At 64.9% G+C, this 20,049-nt stretch carries 15 protein-coding genes; 8 read left to right on the top strand and 7 right to left on the bottom strand.

Features of this window, described 5'->3' with window-relative positions; all coding sequences use genetic code 11:
* Window positions 1–37 precede the first annotated feature (37 nt).
* Window positions 38–1,069 (top strand): LCP family protein, encoded by a 1,032-nt coding sequence (locus ACXIQ9_RS04985; protein ID WP_459015945.1) that lies wholly within the window; start codon window positions 38–40, stop codon window positions 1,067–1,069.
* Here ACXIQ9_RS04985 and ACXIQ9_RS04980 read toward each other — a convergent pair.
* The 3 genes from ACXIQ9_RS04980 to ACXIQ9_RS04970 form a co-directional block, all read right to left on the bottom strand.
* On the bottom strand, window positions 1,066–3,186 hold the full coding sequence (locus tag ACXIQ9_RS04980) for an HAD family hydrolase (RefSeq protein ID WP_459015944.1): 2,121 nt from the start codon (window positions 3,184–3,186) through the stop codon (window positions 1,066–1,068). The two genes, ACXIQ9_RS04985 and ACXIQ9_RS04980, sit on opposite strands and share 4 nt — an antisense overlap.
* 103 nt (window positions 3,187–3,289) lie before the next feature.
* Window positions 3,290–5,299 carry an excinuclease ABC subunit UvrB gene (uvrB, locus tag ACXIQ9_RS04975; protein ID WP_010313886.1) on the bottom strand — a complete coding sequence of 670 codons (2,010 nt, stop codon included), beginning with the start codon at window positions 5,297–5,299 and terminating at the stop codon, window positions 3,290–3,292.
* Window positions 5,300–5,404: 105 nt separating this feature from the next.
* On the bottom strand, window positions 5,405–6,160 hold the full coding sequence (locus ACXIQ9_RS04970) for a DUF561 domain-containing protein (RefSeq protein WP_459015943.1): 756 nt from the start codon (window positions 6,158–6,160) through the stop codon (window positions 5,405–5,407).
* A 62-nt stretch (window positions 6,161–6,222) separates the two neighbouring features.
* Between ACXIQ9_RS04970 and tilS the strand changes: the two genes are divergently transcribed.
* Together tilS and ACXIQ9_RS04960 are read left to right on the top strand one after the other, a co-directional pair.
* Window positions 6,223–7,206 carry a tRNA lysidine(34) synthetase TilS gene (gene tilS, locus ACXIQ9_RS04965; RefSeq protein WP_459015942.1) on the top strand — a complete coding sequence of 328 codons (984 nt, stop codon included), beginning with the start codon at window positions 6,223–6,225 and terminating at the stop codon, window positions 7,204–7,206.
* Window positions 7,207–7,264: 58 nt separating this feature from the next.
* Window positions 7,265–8,029: a hypothetical protein gene (locus ACXIQ9_RS04960; protein WP_459015941.1), complete on the top strand. Its 765-nt coding sequence runs from the start codon at window positions 7,265–7,267 to the stop codon at window positions 8,027–8,029.
* 14 nt (window positions 8,030–8,043) lie between these two features.
* On the opposite strand, the gene ACXIQ9_RS04955 is transcribed toward ACXIQ9_RS04960, so the two are convergent.
* From ACXIQ9_RS04955 to ACXIQ9_RS04945, 3 genes are all read right to left on the bottom strand, one after another.
* Window positions 8,044–10,032: a ribonuclease J gene (locus tag ACXIQ9_RS04955; RefSeq protein ID WP_459015940.1), complete on the bottom strand. Its 1,989-nt coding sequence runs from the start codon at window positions 10,030–10,032 to the stop codon at window positions 8,044–8,046.
* A gap of 85 nt (window positions 10,033–10,117) precedes the next feature.
* On the bottom strand, window positions 10,118–11,035 hold the full coding sequence (dapA, locus tag ACXIQ9_RS04950; RefSeq protein ID WP_459015939.1) for a 4-hydroxy-tetrahydrodipicolinate synthase: 918 nt from the start codon (window positions 11,033–11,035) through the stop codon (window positions 10,118–10,120).
* Complete coding sequence (locus ACXIQ9_RS04945; protein ID WP_459015938.1) at window positions 11,032–12,111, bottom strand: aspartate-semialdehyde dehydrogenase; 1,080 nt, start codon at window positions 12,109–12,111, stop codon at window positions 11,032–11,034. The genes dapA and ACXIQ9_RS04945 overlap by 4 nt, the downstream gene beginning before the upstream one ends.
* A 430-nt stretch (window positions 12,112–12,541) precedes the next feature.
* Here ACXIQ9_RS04945 and tig point away from each other — a divergent pair, with 430 nt between their 5' ends.
* The 5 genes from tig to ACXIQ9_RS04920 all read left to right on the top strand — a co-directional run bounded on the left by tig (window position 12,542) and on the right by ACXIQ9_RS04920 (window position 18,728).
* Window positions 12,542–13,990 carry a trigger factor gene (tig, locus tag ACXIQ9_RS04940; protein WP_010313902.1) on the top strand — a complete coding sequence of 483 codons (1,449 nt, stop codon included), beginning with the start codon at window positions 12,542–12,544 and terminating at the stop codon, window positions 13,988–13,990.
* Window positions 13,991–14,028: 38 nt separating this feature from the next.
* A complete protein-coding gene (gene clpP, locus ACXIQ9_RS04935; protein WP_029626062.1) occupies window positions 14,029–14,709 on the top strand; it encodes an ATP-dependent Clp endopeptidase proteolytic subunit ClpP in 681 nt (226 codons plus the stop codon).
* A 101-nt stretch (window positions 14,710–14,810) separates the two neighbouring features.
* Window positions 14,811–16,166 (top strand): ATP-dependent protease ATP-binding subunit ClpX, encoded by a 1,356-nt coding sequence (gene clpX, locus ACXIQ9_RS04930; protein ID WP_459015937.1) that lies wholly within the window; start codon window positions 14,811–14,813, stop codon window positions 16,164–16,166.
* Window positions 16,167–16,172: 6 nt separating this feature from the next.
* Window positions 16,173–16,877 (top strand): lecithin retinol acyltransferase family protein, encoded by a 705-nt coding sequence (locus ACXIQ9_RS04925; RefSeq protein WP_459015936.1) that lies wholly within the window; start codon window positions 16,173–16,175, stop codon window positions 16,875–16,877.
* 9 nt (window positions 16,878–16,886) lie between these two features.
* A complete protein-coding gene (locus ACXIQ9_RS04920) occupies window positions 16,887–18,728 on the top strand; it encodes a DNA polymerase III subunit gamma/tau (protein ID WP_459015935.1) in 1,842 nt (613 codons plus the stop codon).
* On the opposite strand, the gene ACXIQ9_RS04915 is transcribed toward ACXIQ9_RS04920, so the two are convergent.
* A complete protein-coding gene (locus tag ACXIQ9_RS04915; RefSeq protein ID WP_459015934.1) occupies window positions 18,713–20,032 on the bottom strand; it encodes a glycosyltransferase family 2 protein in 1,320 nt (439 codons plus the stop codon). The genes ACXIQ9_RS04920 and ACXIQ9_RS04915 overlap by 16 nt on opposite strands.
* Window positions 20,033–20,049 lie beyond the last annotated feature (17 nt).

Raw genomic sequence — 20,049 nt, 5'->3', positions numbered from 1 at the left:
GATAACGCGAGGTACTTTGCGCTCATCTGAGTGCCTTATGTCCCCCGCCCAATCCAATCCCCGGCGCCAAGGGCGCAGTCCGCAGCGGGACCCCAGGCGGGGGAAAGCGGATCTCCAACCTGCTGAGCGCCGCGGCCGCCGCGACAACGTGACGCCGCTGGATCGCCGGCGACCAACCGCGGCACCGGCCAAACCCGTCAAGCGCCGGCAGGGGCTCCCCCGCCTGCCCCTGTTCGTGGCCGGCCTTGGACTGGGCTACGCCCTGCATGGCCTGCCCGCCGTGGTGATGGGAGCCTTTGATCAGCCCAAACAGCTGATCGGATCCCTGGTGGCCCCGGTGGCCTCGGGCGATCGACGCATCGTCGTCCTGGGGACCGACGACGTCAGCACCAACACCGACGTGATGCTGACGATGCATCTCGACGAGGGCCGCACCAAGCTCACCCAGGTCCCCAGGGACACCTTCATCGACTCCGAGCGCTACGGCGTGATGAAGGCCAACGCCCTCTACAGCAGTGGCGGCCCCGAGATGGTCAAGGCGGAGCTCAGCAAGCTCCTCTCCGCCAAGGTCGACCGCTATCTGGTGCTGAACCTGAACGCCGTTCAGCGACTGGCGGATGCCATCGGCGGCGTCGAGATCGACGTCCCCAAACGGATGGCCTACGTCGACAACAGCCAAGGCCTCTACATCGACCTCTATCCCGGACGGCAACTGCTCAAAGGGGAGGCACTGGAAGGATTCCTGCGCTTCCGCCACGACCAGCTGGGTGACATCGGCCGAATGGAGCGCCAAAAGCTGGTGCTGGGGGAGGTCTTCCGCAAACTGGCCAACCCAGTCATGGCGACCCGACTTCCAGAGTTGATGGAGATCGCTGGCAAGGACATGCGAACGGACCTCTCCCCAATCGACATGGGCAAGCTGATCACGGCCATGGCCACGACCAAACTGGCCTCCAGCCGGGTCGAGGGGGTCCCGTTCTGGCACCAGGAGATCAGCTATTGGATGCCCGACAGCAACCCCAATCGCCAGAGCTACCTGAGCCAAGACCCAGACGCCCTGCTGCCCTAGCGGCTCAAGAAGCGGTAGTGGTCTAGACCCTCCAGCACACCCCAGGCCTGAGGCCTGGAGGCGAAAAAGACCTTCGGACGGCGGCGCAGCTGATCCAGGGAGTGGTCGTGCTCGGAGGCCACCAGGCCAAGCGAGCTGCCGTTCAGGAGCTCCGCATCACCCTGCTGGGCCGCCACCACCAGCACCTGATCCAGGGGTAGGCCCCAGTTCAGGCAGAGGTGACGAATGGCATCCGCCTTGGACGCCCGCATCGGCAGCACATCCAAGAACCAATGGTGGAACAGATGGGCGCGGGCCTCCAGCCGGTGCTGGCGCAACCGCTGGCGCACCATCTCGAGCACCCCCGCGGTGGGCGCCTCCAGGGTGTAGCTGACCTTGTAGCTGCCCTGATTCACCTCCGGCTGCAACGACAGGCGGGGGCTGAGTCCTTCGAGCACCTGCTCGACCCGTTTGCGCTGCCAGCCCTGGGCGATGTGCTGGTGCCAACTGACATCTGGCCGGCCCTCAGCGCCAAAGCGCAGGTCCGCCCCGGCCTCCAGGATCCAGACCTGGGGTTCTGGCAGATGCAATTCGGCAAAGCGCAGCCGCGCTGAAGCGAAGTGGCGACCGCTCAGCATGCCGATGCCGCACTGGGGATCAGCGGCCAGTCGGCGACGGAGATCCTCGAGGCCAGCCGGCTGCGCCGACTGCAGGCAGACATCGAGATCGAGCAAGAGCAACCGTTGCACCGGAGGAGCCTCGACCTTCACCGGTTGGGCCGGGGACGCAGCCACCACCCCGGGGGTGCAACGACGGTCGCCCTCCCCGAGGTAGCTGCAGACATGGGCATCCCAACTGAAATTGCGGCTGATGGCCTCGATGCCGTTGTCGCGCCAGGAGCGCCAGCGATCGAGATCAGCACCCGCCTCTTCCAGGGCTTGCTGCAGCACATCCAGATCGGTCACATCCGCCAGCTGGCCGTTGGAGCAGCGCTGCAGGATGTCCCGCGGCCCCCCGTCATCGGTGCTGACCAAGGGCAGCCCGCAGGCCGCCGCCTCCAGCAGGGTCAAACCAAAGGGCTCCGTCAGGGCCGGGTTGACGAAGATTCCGCAGCGCTGTGCCGCCCAGCGATAGATCGCAGGGATCTGCTCACCGCGGTGGTGCTTGGGATAGGCGACCTTGCCGTAGAGATCAAAGCGATCCACCAGCTCAAAAATCTGCTGGAACTGATCCCGCTGCTGCTTCTCGAGCGAGCGGGGATCCTCACGGCAGCCCAGCACCAGGACGAGGTTGTGGCGCTCCTGCAGTAGGGCGGAGCGGCCATAGGCCTCCACCAGAGCCGGGACGTTCTTGCGGCGAACCGCGCGGCAGATCGTGAGCAGCGGTGACTTGTTGGGCTCCCGCAGGAATGGCTCCATTAGGGCCTCCACATCGGACGCCTCGCCAGGCATCGCCACCGGGTGGAAGCGCTGGGCGTCCACCCCAGGGGGCACGACACAGGCCTGCTCCGCCTCAAAGCGGTTGTAGCGGGCGTACTGGTGCTGGGCTTCCTGCTGGGTGCTGGTGATCACCAGGGAGGCCTGGGCCAAGGCACGCTCTTCGGCGTCAATGCGACGGCCAATGGCATAGGTCTGCTCGATCTGCTCATGGGTCAGGCCGCCTTCGAGCAGGCGCCGCTGCTTCTCGCGGCCCAGGGAGTGACCGGTGAAGACCAAGGGGATCCCAAGCCTTTGGGATACCAAGGCCCCCACATAGCCGGCATCGGCGTAGTGGGCGTGGATCCAATTCGGACGCTGCGGCTGAGCCGCAATGTGGGCCGTGACCGCATCGGCCATCTCGTCGAGATAGGGCCAGAGCAGTTCCTTGCGCAGGTAGCGCCGCGGTCCGCAGGGGAAGCGAACGATGTTGGCGCCGTCAGCCAGCGGCTCATGGGCCTGGGCGTAATCAGCGGAAACCCGCTTGTCCTGAATCAAACGGGTGACGACATCGACGCGGTCGACCTCCGGGCGAGCCGCTAATCCTTTGGCCAGCTCGAGCACATAGGTCGTCTGACCACCGGTATCTGCATCACGTCCCAGCTCCAGGTCATGGCCGCGGAACAGGCCATGCAAATGGAGATGGAGCAAGTAGTAACCCAATTCGCCTCCTCGGCGATTAGCTCACCTTTAGCCGCGATTCCAGGGGCGAAGTCGGAAGAAAAGGGAAAGATCAAGCTGAGATCGCATCACGGTTTTCGCTGACTTAGGGCTTCCCTACTAGCTTTTGGCGCAGGCTTTTGATGCGATCGCGCAGGTTGGCCGCTTCCTCAAAGTCAAGATTTTTTGCCGCTGATTTCATCTTGTCCTCGAGCTGTTGAATCAGCTCCGGCAGGGCATCGAGCGGCACATCGTTGTGCTCGGCCTGCTCGGTGGCCTGCTCCAACTGCTCGTCGTTCAGGCGCCTGGAGACCTCCAAGAAAGCCAGGATCGAATTGCCGCCCCGCTTACCCGCGGGCGTCGGAGTGATTCCGTGCTTCTCGTTGTAGGCCTGCTGAATCGCGCGTCTGCGCTCGGTTTCTGAGATGGCCTTGGCCATCGAATCCGTCAGGTTGTCGGCGTAGAGCAGGGCCACCCCCTCCACGTGGCGAGCGGCCCGACCGATGGTCTGAATCAAGGAGCGCTCAGCCCGCAGGAACCCCTCCTTGTCGGCATCCAGGATCGCCACCAGGGACACCTCGGGCAGGTCCAGGCCCTCCCGCAGCAGGTTCACACCCACCAGCACGTCGTACTCGCCATTGCGCAGGTCCTGGATGATCTCGATCCGCTCGATCGAGTGGATCTCCGAGTGGAGATAGCGAACCCGGACGCCGTTCTCAGCGAGGTAGTCCGTGAGGTCTTCCGCCATCCGCTTGGTCAAGGTCGTGACCAAGACCCGCTCCTTCTTCTCGGCACGGGTGCGAATTTCACCCAAGAGGTCATCCACCTGGCCATCGGTGGGACGCACCTCAACGATGGGATCCAGCACCCCGGTCGGACGGATCACCTGTTGGACGACCTCGGAATCGCTCTGCTTGAGCTCCCAATCCCCGGGTGTGGCGCTGACAAAAATGCTCTGCCGGGCCTTCTCCCAGAACTCATCCCCCTTGAGCGGACGGTTGTCTGCAGCACTGGGGAGCCGGAAGCCGTGCTCAATCAGCACGCCCTTGCGCGCTTGGTCGCCGTTGTACATCGCCTGCAGCTGGGAGCAGGTGACGTGGGACTCATCCACCACCAACAACCAGTCCTCAGGGAAATAGTCGATCAGGCACTCCGGCGGTGTGCCCGCCTCGCGGCCCGCCAGATGGCGCGCATAGTTCTCAACGCCATTGCAGTAGCCGACCTGCTCGAGCATCTCCAGGTCGTAGGTGGTGCGCTGCTCCAGGCGCTGTGCCTCCAACAATTTCCCCTGCTCGTTGAGCACATCCAGGCGCTCCCGCAGCTCCGAGCGAATGGCCTTGATCGCATCCTCCAGGCGCTCCTTGGGAGTCACGAAGTGCTTGGCCGGATAGATGCTGATCGATTCCAGGCTCTGCAGGATTTCCCCGGTGGTGGGGTCCACATAGCGAATGGCCTCGACCTCATCACCAAAGAGTTCAATCCGCACCAGGCGGTCCTCGTAGGCGGGGCCGATCTCCAGCACGTCCCCCCGCACCCGGAATCGTCCACGGGAGATCTCCAGGTCGTTGCGGGAATACTGGTTGTTGACCAAGTCCCGCAGGGAACTCCTGAGATTGAGGGTCTCGCCCACCTCAAATTTGACAGCGGCCTTGAGGTACTCACTGGGGATTCCCAGGCCGTAGATACAGCTAATGGAGGCCACCACGATCACATCACGGCGCTCAAAGAGAGAGCGGGTCGCGGAGTGCCGCAGCATGTCGATCTCTTCGTTGATCGAGGCTGTTTTGGCGATGTAGGTATCGGAGACCGGCACATAGGCCTCCGGCTGGTAATAGTCGTAGTAGGAGATGAAGTACTCAACGGCGTTCTTCGGGAAGAACTCCCTGAGCTCATTGCAGAGCTGGGCCGCCAGGGTTTTGTTATGGGCCAAGACCAAGGCCGGCCGGCCGGTCTTGGCAATCACATTGGCGATGGTGAAGGTCTTGCCAGTTCCCGTCGCACCCAACAGGGTCTGATAGCGCTCGCCTGATTCCACGCCAGCCACCAGCGCCTTGATCGCCTCGGGCTGATCCCCCTTGGGCTCGTAGGGAGCGTGGATTTCAAACGGGTTAGGCATCGGGGCATTCTCGGACAACCGCCCAGGCGGCGTGGCTGCCGAACCAACAAAAAACCCATGCCCCGGAGGGCATGGGTGACGTCCAAAGCGGTCATGCCTTGAGGATCAGACGGCTGCCTTGACGGTGGTGCCGAGGGCCTCGCGCAGGCCACGAACCACGGCGACCATGGCCAGCTCATCGTTGAGCTTGTTGACGGCGGAGCCGACGCCCACGCCAGCGGCACCGGAGGCGATCGCCATCGGCACGGTGACGGAAGACAGGCCAGAAGCGCAGAGCACCGGCACGGAAACGGCGCGGCTGATGCTGTGGGCAGCGGCCAGGGTGGGAGCGGCCTTCTCGATCAGGCCGAGGCTGCCGGCACTGAAAGGCTTTGCACTGGTGCCACCTTCGGTCTGGATGATGTCGGCACCGGCGGCCACCAGATCAGCGGCGAGCTGCTCCTGTTGGTCGATGGGCAGCACGTGGGGGACGGTCACGCTCAGCACCACCTCGGGCAGCAGCTCGCGGGTGCGACGGGTGATGGAGAGCACCTCAGCGGCATCAAAGATGCGGCCGAGGGGATAGAAGGCGTCGTAGTTGCCGATCTCGACCATGGCGGCACCGGCGGCCACGGCGGCGGGGAACAGCTCAGGATCGACAGCGCTCACGCAGATGGGCAGGCCCGAGACCGAGGCGGCCAGCTGCACCAGCTCAGCATCACAGGCCACGTCGATCAGATCCGCACCACCGAGGCCAGCCGCACGGCTGATGCGCTCGACGCTGGCGGCGTCAAAGTTGGTGAGGCCAGCAATCACCTTGAGAGCGCGCTTCTCGGCCAGGGCCATGCGCAGGGAAGCGGGCAGCCGATCGAGGCGGGACATGCCAGTACAGATGGAGTTTTGCGATTCTCACACGCTGGGCCAGGGCGAATCAGGCTGGGGGTATGGCTGAACGCTGGAGTGATCTGCATCGGCGCCTGCATCAGCAGCTGCTCCAGCAGCAGGATCTGCTGCCCGACGGGGAACCCCTGCTGCTGGCCGTCTCCGGTGGCCAAGACTCCATGGCCTTGGTGGGGCTCCTGAACGACCTGAAACGTCTCCACCACTGGCAGCTGCAGCTCTGGCATGGCAACCACGGTTGGCGCCCTGAAGCCGAGCAGCAGGCCCGCGAACTCCAGGCCTGGGCCCAGGACCAGGGCCTGCCGATCCAGGTCGACGACTGGGAGAGTCCAAAGACGGATGAAGCCTCAGCCCGCGACTGGCGTTATGGGCAGCTCCAGACCCACGCCCAGCGCCTGGGCTGCCGCAGGGTCGTCACCGGACACACCGCCAGCGACCGCAGCGAGACGGTCCTGCTCCAGCTCGCCCGCGGCAGCCATCGCCGCGGCCTCTCCAGCCTCCGGCAACGGCGCACGCTCAGCGGCACGATTGAGCTGGTCCGCCCACTGCTGGGGTTCTCCCGCAGTGACACCGTCCAGCTCTGCCAGCAGCTGGGCCTGCCGATTTGGCTGGACCCCAGCAACAGCGACCCGCGCTTCAGTCGCAATCGGATCCGCCACGAGGTGCTGCCTGTGCTCGAGGCCCTCCACCCCGGAGCCAGCGAACGCATCAGCCAACTGAGCGAACGGCTGGCCCAAGAGCAGGACGGCGGCGAGCAGTTGGTGGATCTCGCCCTGGGCAGCCTGCAAACCGAAACAACCCAGGCTCAGCCGGCGTTAAAGCGACGCCCCCTCAGCGGCCTGACCCTCAGCAATCAACGGCTACTGCTGCACCACTGGCTGACCCGCCAGGGCCTCAGGCTGGGCAACGCGGAACAGCTGGAGCAGCTCCTCCATCGCCTGCCGCCCCACTGCGGTCCTGGCCAGTGGGATCTCAGCCGGGGGCGCTCCCTGCGCTGGAACCGCGAGCTGATCTGGCTGGAGCCCTGAAAAAGCGCGGCCAGGTCTGGCGAAACGACCTAAACCGGAACGGGAACGGCGCAACGCCATGAGCAGCGCAAGCAGTGATCGCTACGCAGCCATCGAACGGGCCTACGGAGAAGGGCGCTTCAGTGATGCGCTCCAGGGAGCTGAGGCCTTGCTGCACGAGCTGCAAGGCAGCGCCTCTGGGCCTGAGTCAGAAACCGTCCTCAGCCGGCTCCAGCTGCTAACGGGTCACATTCACCTCTACGGACTGGGGCAGCCCCAGGTCGCCCAGGCCTACTACCAAGCGGTGGCGGGCAGCACGGCCCACTCCACCCTGGTGGACCTCGCCCAGGCCGGGCTCCAGCGCTGTCAACTGCAACCAGCAGCCCAGGAGGAGCCCAGCTCCCAGCAAGCCATTGGGGATCTGCCCGAACTTCCTGCCACCCCCTGGCTCAACCAACTCAGCGAACCCCAGGAGGCCCTCACCGCCCTGCAGGCGGCCTGGACTGAGGTACCCGCCAGTGAAGCTCCGCCCGTCATCGCAACGCCGACGGTGATTGACGGCTCGCCTGCAACGCCCTGGGGCGATGCCGCACCCAACGTCGAGGTCCTCGCCGATGAACCCGCGCCCATGGAAGACATGACATCAGGGGATCCTGAGGAGATCCCAGAGAACGCCCTGGAAGAGGTCTCGGTGGAGACCAGCGAGCCTGAGGCCCATCCCGAGTGGCCCGACTACAGCCAAGGCAACCTGGTGGTGGAGCTGCCCTTCAGCGAAAACCGCCCCCAGGAGCCCCTCCATGAGGGGAGCAACTGGAGACGGTTCTTCAGGCTGAAACGGCCCTAGGGCCGCAGCAGCAGTCAGCTCGCGGCGGAGCGGCGACGACGGGTGCGGCCGGCGATTTCAGGTTCCTCGACCTTGGGAGCAGCCGCAACAGGAGCAGCCTTCACCGGCGCAGGCGCAGGGGCAGCCGAAGCGGCGGAGGCGGCAGCACCGACGGGAGCCAGTTCACGGCGGGGCGTGCGATCCCGATCCCGGTCACGGTTGCCGTCGCGGCGACCGCGGGGGGCCGGACGGGTGTCGGGCTCTGCATCCGCACGGCCCTTGTAGGCCGGGGTGCCACCAGGGGCGGGCTGCACCAGGCAGATGATCAGCGGCTCAACTTGCAATTCGCGGCGCAGGCGACGCTGCAGACCCACTTCGATTTCGCGCTGGACGCCCATCCAGTCGACTTCCGGAGCCTTGCCGCCGGTGTTCCGGGACAGTTGCTGCCAGCGGTTCTCGAGCACCCAGGTGATTTCCCGCTCGGTCCAAAGGCTGAGCTTGCGGGGATCCGCGGCGGTGACCACGCCCCGCAGGTTGACCCGCGGAGGCGCCGCCATCACACCATCGGTGCTGATCACGGCGAGCATCGTGATGACGCCGTCGTCGGCGAGCTGCTGACGCTCTTTGAGAACACGGGCATCGACGATGCCATTGCGGGAGGCGTCGAGCAGTTCGATGCCCGCCTTAACGGGCTCGCCCTTCTTGATCGAATCGGCCGTCAGTTCAACAACATCTCCGTTGTCGATGATCAGCATGTTGTCGGCCGGAACGCCCATGGACTGGGCGGTCTTGCTGTGGCAGACGAGCATGCGGTGCTCGCCGTGCACCGGCACGAAGAACTTGGGACGGGTGAGGGCCAGCATCAGCTTCTGGTCCTCCTGGAAGCCGTGGCCAGAGACGTGGATGCCCTCGCCCTTGCCGTAGACGACCTTCGCGCCCAGCATCATCAGCCGGTCGATGGTGTTCACCACGGAGATGGTGTTCCCCGGGATCGGGCTGGCGGAGAAGATGATCGTGTCGCTGCTCTTGACCTGCACCTGGGGGTGCTCGCCACGGGAGATGCGGCTCAGGGCAGCCAAGGGCTCACCCTGGCTACCGGTCATCAGCAACAGGGTCTCGCGATCGGGCAGATCACGGATTTGCTTGATCGGGACAAACAGATCATCCGGAGCGCGCATGTAGCCCAATTCACGGGCCTTGGCGATCACGTTGAGCATGGAGCGGCCCAGGAGGCCGACCTTGCGGCCGTTCTTCATGGCCAGCTCGAGGATCATCGCGACGCGATGGATAGAGCTCGCAAAGGTGGTGATGATCACCCGGCCTTCGGCCTGGGCGATATGGCGATCGAGGGCGGGGAAGACCGAGCGCTCAGGAGGACAGAAGCCAGGGACCTCAGCGTTGGTGGAGTCACTGAACAGGCAGAGGACACCCTGCTCGCCGTGGTGGGCGAGGCGGGCCATATCGAAATACTCACCGTCGACCGGGGTGTGGTCGAACTTGAAGTCACCCGTGAAGATGATTGTCCCCACCGGAGTGGTGATGGCCAGCGAGAAGCTGTCCGCCATCGAGTGGGTATTGCGGATGAACTCGACCGAGAAGTGCTGGCCCACCTTCACCACGTCCCGCGGACCCACGGTCTGAATGGTGGTGCGGTCGGTGACGCCGGCCTCTTCCATCTTTCCCTGGAGCATCGACATGGCCAGCCGGGGGCCATAGATCACCGGGATGTTGAAGTTCTTGAGGTGGTGGGAAATACCACCGATGTGGTCCTCGTGACCGTGGGTCACGATCATGCCGCGGATGCGCTTCTGGTTCTCCTTGAGATAGCTGGTGTCGGGCATCACGACGTTCACGCCGTGCATGCCATCACTGGGGAAGGCCAGGCCGGCATCCACGAGCATGATGTCGTCGCCGTACTCGAACACACAGGTGTTCTTGCCGATCTCGTGGAGGCCACCGAGGGGGATCACCCGCAGGTGGGGCTGCTTAGCGGCGCCGTTACGGCCAGGGGTTTGAGAAGTCATTCAGAAAAGGGGAGGCGGCTCAGCCGCACGGGGAACAAACGTTGAGAAAGGGGTTGCTCAGCAACAGGTCAGGTCGGCCTTGGCGTCAAGTGGGACGCAGGGCTGCCAGGACGGAGGTGAGTTGTTCGCGCACATCGCTCGATGCAGAAACCAAAGGAAGACGTGGGGCACCAACGGGCCAACCGCTCAGTTCCAAAGCCGCCTTCACGGGAATGGGATTGGTGGTGCAGAAGAGGGCCTTGCAGAGCGGAAGCAGTTGCTCATGCACGGCCAGGGCGGCACTGAGTTCTCCGGCCAGGAAGGCCTGGACCATGCGCTGGATCTGATCGCCTGCAATGTGGCTAGCCACGCTGACCACACCAACGGCGCCGACGGCCATCATCGGCAGTGTCAGCGCATCGTCACCGCTGTAGATCGCCAGACGCTCGCCGCAGACCGCACGCAGGGCGCTGACCTCCTCAGTCGTGCCGCTCGCGGCCTTGAAGCTGACCACGTTCGGACAATCCATCAACCGTGCGGCGGTCTCTGGATTGAGGCTGCAACCGGTGCGTCCAGGAATGTTGTAAAGCATCAATGGCGTCTGGGGCGCCGCCTGGGCCACGGCCCGGAAATGGGCCTCAAGGCCTTCCTGGGGAGGCTTGTTGTAGTAGGGCACGACGACCAGGGCGCCATCGGCACCGAGGGCTGCCGCTTCGGCGATGGCCTCCACGGCCTCGGCCGTGCAATTACTGCCCGTTCCCGCCAACACCTTGGCGCGGGCACCGACGGCCTCCTTCACGGCGGAGAACAGTTGGTGCTGTTCATCCCAACTCAAGGTGGGGGACTCGCCGGTGGTGCCACAAATCACCAGACCATCGGAACCGTGCTCCACCAGATGGCTCGCCAGCTTGGCCGCCATCGGCAGGTCCACCGAGCCATCGGCCGCGAAGGGAGTGATCATCGCGGTGATCACACGACCAAAGGGGGCAGGGGAGTGGGCGCCTGGTGTCAAGGCCTTGCTCATGCCGACGCTCCAGCTGGGGCCTGAGCAGCGGCGGCAGCGGCCACCGGATCAAGCAGTAACTCAGCGATCTGAATCGCGTTGAGGGCCGCCCCCTTGCGGATCTGGTCACCGCACAGCCAGAGCTCGAGGGCGTTGGGTTCGCTGAGGTCCTGGCGGATACGTCCAACGGCCACCGGATCACGCCCGGTGACGTCCGTGGGCATGGGGAAGCGATTCGAGCTGAAGTCTTCAATCAGCTCAACGCCGGGGGCGTCCTTGAGCAACGTCCGCGCCTCCTCGACGGGGAAGGGCTCGCAGAACTCGATGTTGATCGCTTCGGAGTGGGCCCGCAGAACCGGAACGCGAACGCAGGTGGCCGAAATACGCAGATCCGGCAAAGCCATGATCTTGCGGGTTTCATTGACCATCTTGAGCTCCTCTTCGCAGTAGCCGTTGTCCTGAAGAGGAGAGTTGTGCAGGAAGAGATTGAACGCCAGGGAGTAGGGCAGAACACTGCTCATGGGCGTGCCACCGTCGAGGACAGTGCGACTGAGCTCACTGAGCTCCTCCATGGCACGGGCTCCGGCACCACTGGCGGATTGGTAGGTGCTGACCACAACACGGCGCATGGCCCGGCGGGCGGCCAAAGGCGCCAAGGCCAGGGTCATCAAAATCGTGGTGCAGTTGGGATTCGCGATCACCCCTTGATGGCGGAAAGCCTCATGGGGATTCACCTCTGGCACCACCAGAGGAACGCCAGCATCCATGCGAAAGGCGCTGGAGTTGTCGATGACCACTGCACCAGCCGCAGCCGCCACAGGCGCCCACTGCTTGGACACGGAGCCACCGGCCGAAGCCAGGACCACATCAACGCCCGCGAAGGCCTCAGCACTCACGGGCTGAATCGTCAGGACCTGGCCGTTCCATTCCAGGGTTTGTCCGGCCGAACGCGGCGAGGCCAGCAGGGTGAGTTGACCAACGGGGAACGCCCGCTCTTGGAGCAAGGTCAACAACTCTTGGCCGACGGCACCCGTCGCCCCAAGAACGGCGACATGCAGGGGACGGCTGGGTAGCGAACGGACGTCGGTGGAAGTCAACGGAGGTGCAAGGGATAAGGAGAGCTCTATGCCTTGGGATCTGAACAGGGCCTCACTCGGAGGTGGAATCCGTCAAACAGAGAGAAGGGCTGAAACGGGGAAAGGCTGAATCAGAAGCGTCGATCAGCAGAGGGAGGTGGAAGGAGAAAAGGTGTGGAGCGAAAAATCAACGGTGAGCGCGATCAACGAACCCAAGACCGAGAAAGACGAACGGTGGAGCATCCCGGTAAAGGCGGATGCACAACCTGCAGAAGCTGCTCGGAGTCCCGAGGGACACCGCCACAAAACTCTTCAGGTCACTGGTTCTTGATCAAGACAATACGTGGCCAACGCCGAGGGCGTACAGCCCTGTTGGAGCTCGTCACAGGTGACTAATTAGGATCGTGGGCTGCCCCAGCCGACCCATCGGCCCGCCGTCTCGATCACATCCATGAGCCCTGCCGCTAGCACCGCCAGTAAAGCCACTGCCAAACAGGCAGACCTGAAGCTGAGCACCAGCGCCCGTCCCGGCAGCCGGATGGCCATCGAGATCGCCGTTCCTGGTGAACGCACCCAAGGGAGCCACAACGCGGCTGTCGAGAAGCTGAGCCGCAGCGTGAAACTCCCAGGCTTCCGCAAGGGCAAGGTGCCCCGCGCTGTGCTGATGCAGCAAATCGGCCCCCTGCAGATTCGGGCCACCGCCCTGGAGTCTCTGGTCGACAGCGTTTTCAAGGACGCTCTGAAACAAGCCGAGATCCCCGCCATCGGCCAACCCGCCCTGGACGGTGGCTTCGAGTCCCTGCTCGAGCGCTTTGAGCCCGGTCAGGAACTGACCTTGACCCTTGAGATGGATGTGGAGCCCACTCCGAAGCTCAAGAGCACCAAAGGCCTGAAGGCTGAAGCTGAATCCGTGAGCTTCGATCCAGCTCGCGTCGATGAGCTGATCGAGCAGTCCCGCCGTCAGATGGCCACCCTGGTGCCGGTCGAAGGCCGCGCCGCGGCCGCCGGTGATGTGGCAGTCCTGAGCTTCAAGGGCACCTACAGCGACAACGGCGAAGCCATCGAAGGCGGAAGCGGCGACGCCATGGAGGTGGAGCTGGAAGAGGGCCGCATGATCCCCGGCTTCGTGGAAGGGGTGATCGGCATGAAGGCTGGCGACAGCAAAACCATCAAGTGCGAGTTCCCCGAGGATTACGCCCAGGAGGATGCAGCCGGCCGCAAAGCCAGCTTCGACATCACCCTGAGCGAACTGAAGAGCCGTGAGCTGCCGGCCCTCGATGACGCCTTCGCCCAGCAGGCCAGCGACAAAGAAACCCTGGCCGAACTGCGCAGCGATCTAGAGACCCGACTGAAGGAAGACGCCGAGCGCCGCCACCAGTCCAACCGCCACGACGCCCTGCTCGCCGCCCTGGTGGAGCAACTGGAGGTGGAACTGCCCGAGACCCTCGTCCAAGAGGAAATCGTCACCCTCCTGGAGCAAACCGCTGGCCAACTGGCCCAGCAAGGGATGGACGTCAAAAAGCTCTTCACCCCTCAGCTGATCCAAAGCCTGCGCGAAAGCTCCCGCCCTGAAGCTGAGGAGCGACTGAAGCGCAGCCTGGCCCTCAAGGCCCTCGCCGCTGCCGAGAAATTGGAACTGGAAGCCAGCGAGATTGACGCCAAGGTCAAGGAACTGAGCCGGGGCTTCAGCGACAGCTCCCGCATTGATCCCAACCGTCTGCGCCAAGCGGTTCAGGAGGATCTGATGCGCGAGAAGCTCCTGGGCTGGCTCGAGAGCAACTCCACCGTCACAGAGAAGGCAGCTGAGGCCTCCGAGGAGAAGCCCAAGGCCAAAGCGAAGCCGGCTGCGAAGAAAAAAGCCAAGGCCGACGACGCCGAGGCGGCCACCACCGAGGCCTGATCCCCATAGATTGGCCGGACTGACTCCAGTCCGGCCGAGTGATCAACGCCAGCACTCCTCATCCAATCCAGAACCGCTGGCTGGGCCAAGGGCCCCAATCCTCGATCGTCACTGGTCCGACCGCCGCACCGGGTGTGCTCCCCACCGTGGTTGAGCAATCCGGCCGAGGCGATCGGGCCTTTGACATCTATTCCCGTCTGCTGCGGGAGCGCATCATCTTTCTGGGCAGCGGGATTGATGACCAGGTGGCGGACGCCATGGTTGCCCAGCTCCTCTTTCTCGAGGCCGAAGACCCCGAGAAGGACATTCAGATCTACGTCAACTCCCCTGGGGGATCGGTGACAGCGGGTCTGGCGATCTACGACACCATGCAGCAGGTCGCGCCCGACGTCGTCACCATCTGCTACGGCCTGGCCGCCTCCATGGGAGCTTTTCTGCTCTCCGGCGGCACCAAGGGCAAGCGCCTGGCTCTCCCGAACGCGCGGATCATGATCCACCAGCCCCTTGGCGGAGCCCAGGGACAGGCTGTCGACATCGAAATCCAGGCCAAGGAAATTCTCTATTTGAAGGAGACCCTCAACGGCCTGATGTCCGAACACACCGGCCAACCCCTGGAGAAAATCGCTGAAGACACCGACCGCGACTACTTCCTTTCCCCGGCAGAAGCGGTTCAATACGGCCTGATCGATCGTGTCGTCACCGATACGACCCCGGTTTGATCCTTAAGGACGGCTGACGAAGCGCTGGATCGCACCGATCCTGAAGTTTCGGGACACCGCCCCGAAGCCCTCCCGCTCAACGCCGCCACAGCCCTTGCCCGATGGCCAAGTTCGACGCCCACCTGAAGTGCTCTTTCTGCGGGAAGTCGCAAGACCAGGTGCGCAAACTGATCGCCGGCCCTGGCGTCTACATCTGCGACGAGTGCATCGATCTCTGCAACGAGATCCTCGACGAAGAGCTGGTTGAGGGCCATGGTGGCGGCGGCGCTGGCCGCCAAGCCCAGGAAACCAAGGGCAAAGCTCCCGCCAAAAAAGCGAGTAAGCCTGCTCCGACGCTGGCCGAAATCCCCAAACCTCAAGACATCAAGGCTCACCTCGACGCCCAGGTCGTGGGGCAAGAGGAGGCCAAGAAGGTCCTCTCCGTTGCGGTCTACAACCACTACAAGCGCTTGGCCTGGCAGGGCGACGGCAAGGGCGAGAGCAACGAAACCGCCACCAAGCTGCACAAGAGCAACATCCTCCTGATCGGCCCCACGGGCTGCGGCAAAACCCTGCTGGCGCAGACCCTGGCCGAGTTACTGGATGTGCCCTTCGCCGTGGCTGATGCCACGACCTTGACCGAAGCCGGCTACGTCGGGGAGGACGTGGAGAACATCCTGCTGCGGTTGCTGCAGAAGGCTGACCTGGACGTCGACCAGGCCCAGCGCGGAATCATCTACATCGACGAGATCGACAAGATCGCCCGCAAGAGCGAGAACCCCTCGATCACCCGCGATGTCTCCGGGGAGGGCGTTCAGCAGGCGTTGCTGAAACTGCTGGAGGGAACCGTGGCCAACGTCCCCCCCCAAGGGGGCCGCAAGCATCCCTACCAGGACTGCATTCAGATCGACACCAGCCAGATCCTGTTCATCTGCGGTGGTGCCTTCGTCGGCCTCGATGACGTGGTCCAGCGCCGGATGGGCCGGAACGCCATCGGCTTCATCCCAGAAGGCGGCCGCCGCGGCCGCCAGAGCAAGGACCAACAGGCCGCCCAGGTCCTGCGCCACCTCCAGCCCGACGACCTGGTCAAGTACGGCCTCATCCCCGAGTTCATCGGCCGCATGCCGGTAAACGCCGTGCTCGAGCCCCTCGACAACCACGCACTCGAGGCGATTCTCACCGAGCCCCGCGACGCCCTGGTGAAGCAGTTCCAGACGCTGCTGAGCATGGACGACGTGCGGCTCGAGTTTGAGCCCGGGGCCGTTGAAGCCATCGCCGCCGAGGCCCACCGCCGCAAGACCGGAGCCCGGGCGTTGCGCGGGATCGTCGAGGAACTGATGCTCGACCTGATGTATGAGCTGCCGTCCGACAAGAGCACCAAGGCCTTCACGGTCACCCGGGCCCTGGTGGAGGAACGCACCCAGGCCAAGGTCCTCCCTCTTCCGGGCAGCGAGTCCGCGCAGCAGGAATCGGCCTAGGGCTCCGTGGCTGCCGCTGATCACCTTGAGGTGCCGCGGCAGCACGGTCTCTTCAATCACCACGGCATCGACCTCGGGGACGGCAGCGTCGCCCACTACCTGGAGGGGCGCCAGATTCTGCGCAGCCCCCTCGACGCATTCAGCCGCAGCCAGCCCTTAACGGTGGTGTCCTACCCCGAGGGGGCCTGTTTGCCGGCAGGGCAAACCCTGCGCCGAGCCATGGGGCGACTGGGGGAGCAGAACTACAACCTGCTCTTCAACAACTGCGAACACTTCGCCCACTGGTGCAAAACCGGACGCCATCGCAGCGCCCAGGTGGAGGAGGTCCTCCAGGCCGGCAGCTGGGGGGCCCTCGCCCTGGGCCAGTTCATGCCTGCTGCGGTCCTGAGCGGCGCCAAGCTGCTCCTGCGTCAGGGGCGACGACTGGAGGCGAGCCAGCTGGAGAAGGGACGCGAACTCGTCAGACGCAGCCTGGAGCAACTCGATGCCCTGCGCCTGAAGCTGCAAAGCAAACTGGAGACCGAGCTGTCCCGCGCCGAAGAGCGCTGGGGAGCCGGAGCTGAGCAACCCCAATTCCAGCGACTGCGCCTGGCTGCCCAGACCCTGGCGGATCAGCTGAGCGAGGTGGAGGAGATGGAAGCCAAGCTCGAGCGCCTCCTGACAGATCAGCAGCAGGATTCAAACCCGAACAGAGGCGTCGAGGGCCAGTAGCCTCCAGCGATGCCGGCCGCCTACCAACCGCTCCACCACAAGTACCGCCCGCAGCGGTTTGACCAGCTTGTGGGGCAAGAGGCGATCGCCGCGACCTTGGGCAATGCCCTGCGCTCCGGTCGCATTGCGCCGGCCTACCTCTTTAGTGGTCCCCGAGGAACGGGGAAAACCTCCAGCGCCCGCATCCTGGCGCGCTCCCTCAACTGCCTCAGCTCGGATCACCCAACCCCAGAGCCCTGCGGCAGCTGTGAGCTCTGCACCTCCATTGCCAACGGCAATGCCCTCGATGTCATCGAGATCGACGCCGCCTCCAACACCGGGGTCGACAACATCCGCGAGCTGATTGAACGCTCTCGATTCGCCCCGGTTCAGGCCCGCTGGAAGGTCTACGTCGTCGACGAGTGCCACATGCTCTCGACCGCGGCCTTTAACGCCCTACTGAAGACCCTGGAGGAGCCGCCCCCGCGGGTGGTCTTCGTCCTGGCGACCACTGACCCGCAGCGGGTCCTGCCCACGATCCTCAGCCGCTGTCAACGCTTCGACTACCGGCGCATTCCCCTCGATGCCCTCGAGCAACACCTGGGCTGGATTGCCAAGGAAGAGAACATCCAAATCACGCCAGAAGCCCTGCATGTGGTGGCCCAGCGGGCCCAGGGGGGCCTGCGGGATGCCGAAAGCCTGCTGGATCAGCTGAGCTTGCTACCCGGGCCGGTCGAACCGACGGCGGTCTGGGAGTTGCTGGGGGCCGTGCCCGAGCAGGAACTGCTGCAACTGGCCCAGGCCCTCGCCGGGGCCGAGCCGCTGGGGGTGATCGAAGCGATCCGCAACCTGCTCGAGCGCGGCCGCGAACCCGGTGCCGTGCTCCAGGGAATGGCCGGCCTGCTGCGGGATCTGGTGCTCGCGGGGGTTGCCCCCAATCGCCTGGAGCTCACGAGCTTCTCGCCCCAAATCCGAGGGGAGCTGCCGGACCTCGCCCGCAGCATCGGCAAAGCGACCCTGCTGCGCTGGCAGGCGCAACTCAAAGGCAGCGAACAGCAACTGCGCCAAAGCGTGCAGCCCCGGCTCTGGCTTGAGGTGCTTCTCCTGGGTCTCTTGGCTGAACCCGCCGTCGCCGCCGCCACCAGTGTCCCCACGACCAGTCCCCGCCCGACCCCGCAGGCGGCAGCCCCCACACCAGCAGCCCCGGCTCCCGCACCGCCTGCCCCAGACGTCGTCGTTGCGCCCATAGCTCCGCCGGCTGCCGCTCCTGCCCCTGAACCGGTCACGGCAACCAGCACGGAGACACCAGATCTGGCCGCCCTCTGGCAGCAGATCCTGGCGGGGCTGGAGCTGCCATCGACCCGCATGCTCCTCTCCCAGCAGGCCTCCCTGGCCCGCCTCGACAGCCAGCGCGCCGTGGTCCAGGTCGCCGGCAACTGGACCGCCATGGTCCAGAGCCGCCTACCCCTGCTGGAGAAAGCCGTCGCCTCCGCCCTGGGCAGCCCGAGGCAGGTGGTTCTCGAGGCCGGCGCCGCACCCGCAGCACCCGTAGCGCCGGCCCCACTCGTTCCCGCGCCTGCGCCGCAGCCCGCGCCTCAAGCGCAGACACCGCCGCCGCCGGAGCCTCCGCAGGACCCTCCAGGCGCTGCTACTCCTCCCCAACCCCAGACTCCAGCTCCAGCTCCAGCTGAGGCTCCGACTCCGGCACCCACGTCAGCAGCACCGGCAGCAACGCCAGCCCCGCCGCCTGAACGGAAACCCCATGGGCTGATCGATGACCAGGCCAAGCGGCTAGCCGAATTCTTCAACGGCGAAGTGGTGGACCTGCAGGATCCCCTGCCGGAACTCAGCGACGATCAAGCCGCGGCCTGATCAGGCTCAGCCCCTACATGCAGGGTCTTGGCCCAGACCAGACGCTTAGGCAGGAGCGCCATCCGCAGGGTGGTGTAGGGAATCACCACGAACCAGTGGCCCAGATAGGCAATGCCCCAGGCCAGGTTGATCGGGCCCATCGCGGGTAGGTCCGGTCCTTCAGACCGGCGGGAGCAGCCCGCCAAAATCGCTCCGCCCGAGAGGCCAAAGGCCACAAAGGACAGGGGCCAACTCAGCGGTGGCGTGCGGGTGATCAGGGCCGTGAGGGCATCGGCTGCGGCCATCACGGGCAGGGCGTATTGCAGCAGAAAAAAGCAGCTCAGATCGAGCTTGCGCGCCGCAGAGACCTCGCTTCCGGTCAGCTGAGGCCAGTAATCGAAGAAACGCTGCAGTCCCCCCTCGGCCCAACGTTGCCGCTGGCGCCAGAGGGCACTCCAGGCGGTCACGGCCTCCTCTTGCACCGGGGGATCCCAAAGCAGGGCAACCGGTTGCTGCTGCACCAGCAGACGGAAACTCAAGTCGAGGTCATCGGTGACGGTGGCTTCGTTGAAGCCTTCGCAGCTGAGCACCGCCTCCCGCCGGAGCAGTTGACCATTGCCCCGAAGCTCAACAACACCGCCGGAGAAAAGTCGGCCCTGCTGGATGACGGCATCGAGGGCCATCTCCATGGCCTGGGCGCGGGTCAGCCAATTGAGGTCGGGATTGACCACGGACTTGCGCAGCTGCACGGCGGACCAACCGCCCTGCTCGGCAAAGCGAACCAATCGCTCCAGCAGATCCGGCTGCAACTGGGCATCGGCATCCAAGACCAAGAGCCAACGCCCCTGGAGGTTCGGCAGCACCGCGTTCAGAGCACCCGACTTGCCGCCGCCGGCATCGCGGGGACGGCGCAGGACCTGGAGCTGAGGGAAACGGGCCTGATACTCGCTCAGGACCTCTGGGGTGCGGTCTTCGCTGCCGTCATCGACGATCCAGATCTTGAGGCGATCGGCCGGGTAACTCAGGGCGGCCAGTCGCTCCACCAAGCGACCAATCACGGCCTCCTCATCGCGGGCTGCCACCACCAGATCAACGGCGGGCAACGCCTCCAAAACGGCTGGGCCTTCCGCCTGAACACCTCTCAGCGCTGGAAGGAAGACGGCGCGCAGGACGTACAGACCCAGCAGCACCGTCAGGGCCGTGGCAGGCCAGAGGGCCTGGGAGGCAGGCAGACGATGGGGAGCCGCAGCCGCACCGCAACAGCAGAGGAGAAAGAGGGAGGCCTGCAGTCGGCGCGCTCCTGTGGCTGTGCCCCCAGCGGCCATGGCGATCCCAAGGATGT

The organism is Synechococcus sp. LTW-G (assembly GCF_054459035.1).
The sequence above is the reverse complement of the archived record's forward strand: the minus strand, read 5'-3'. Positions and strand labels throughout refer to the sequence as shown.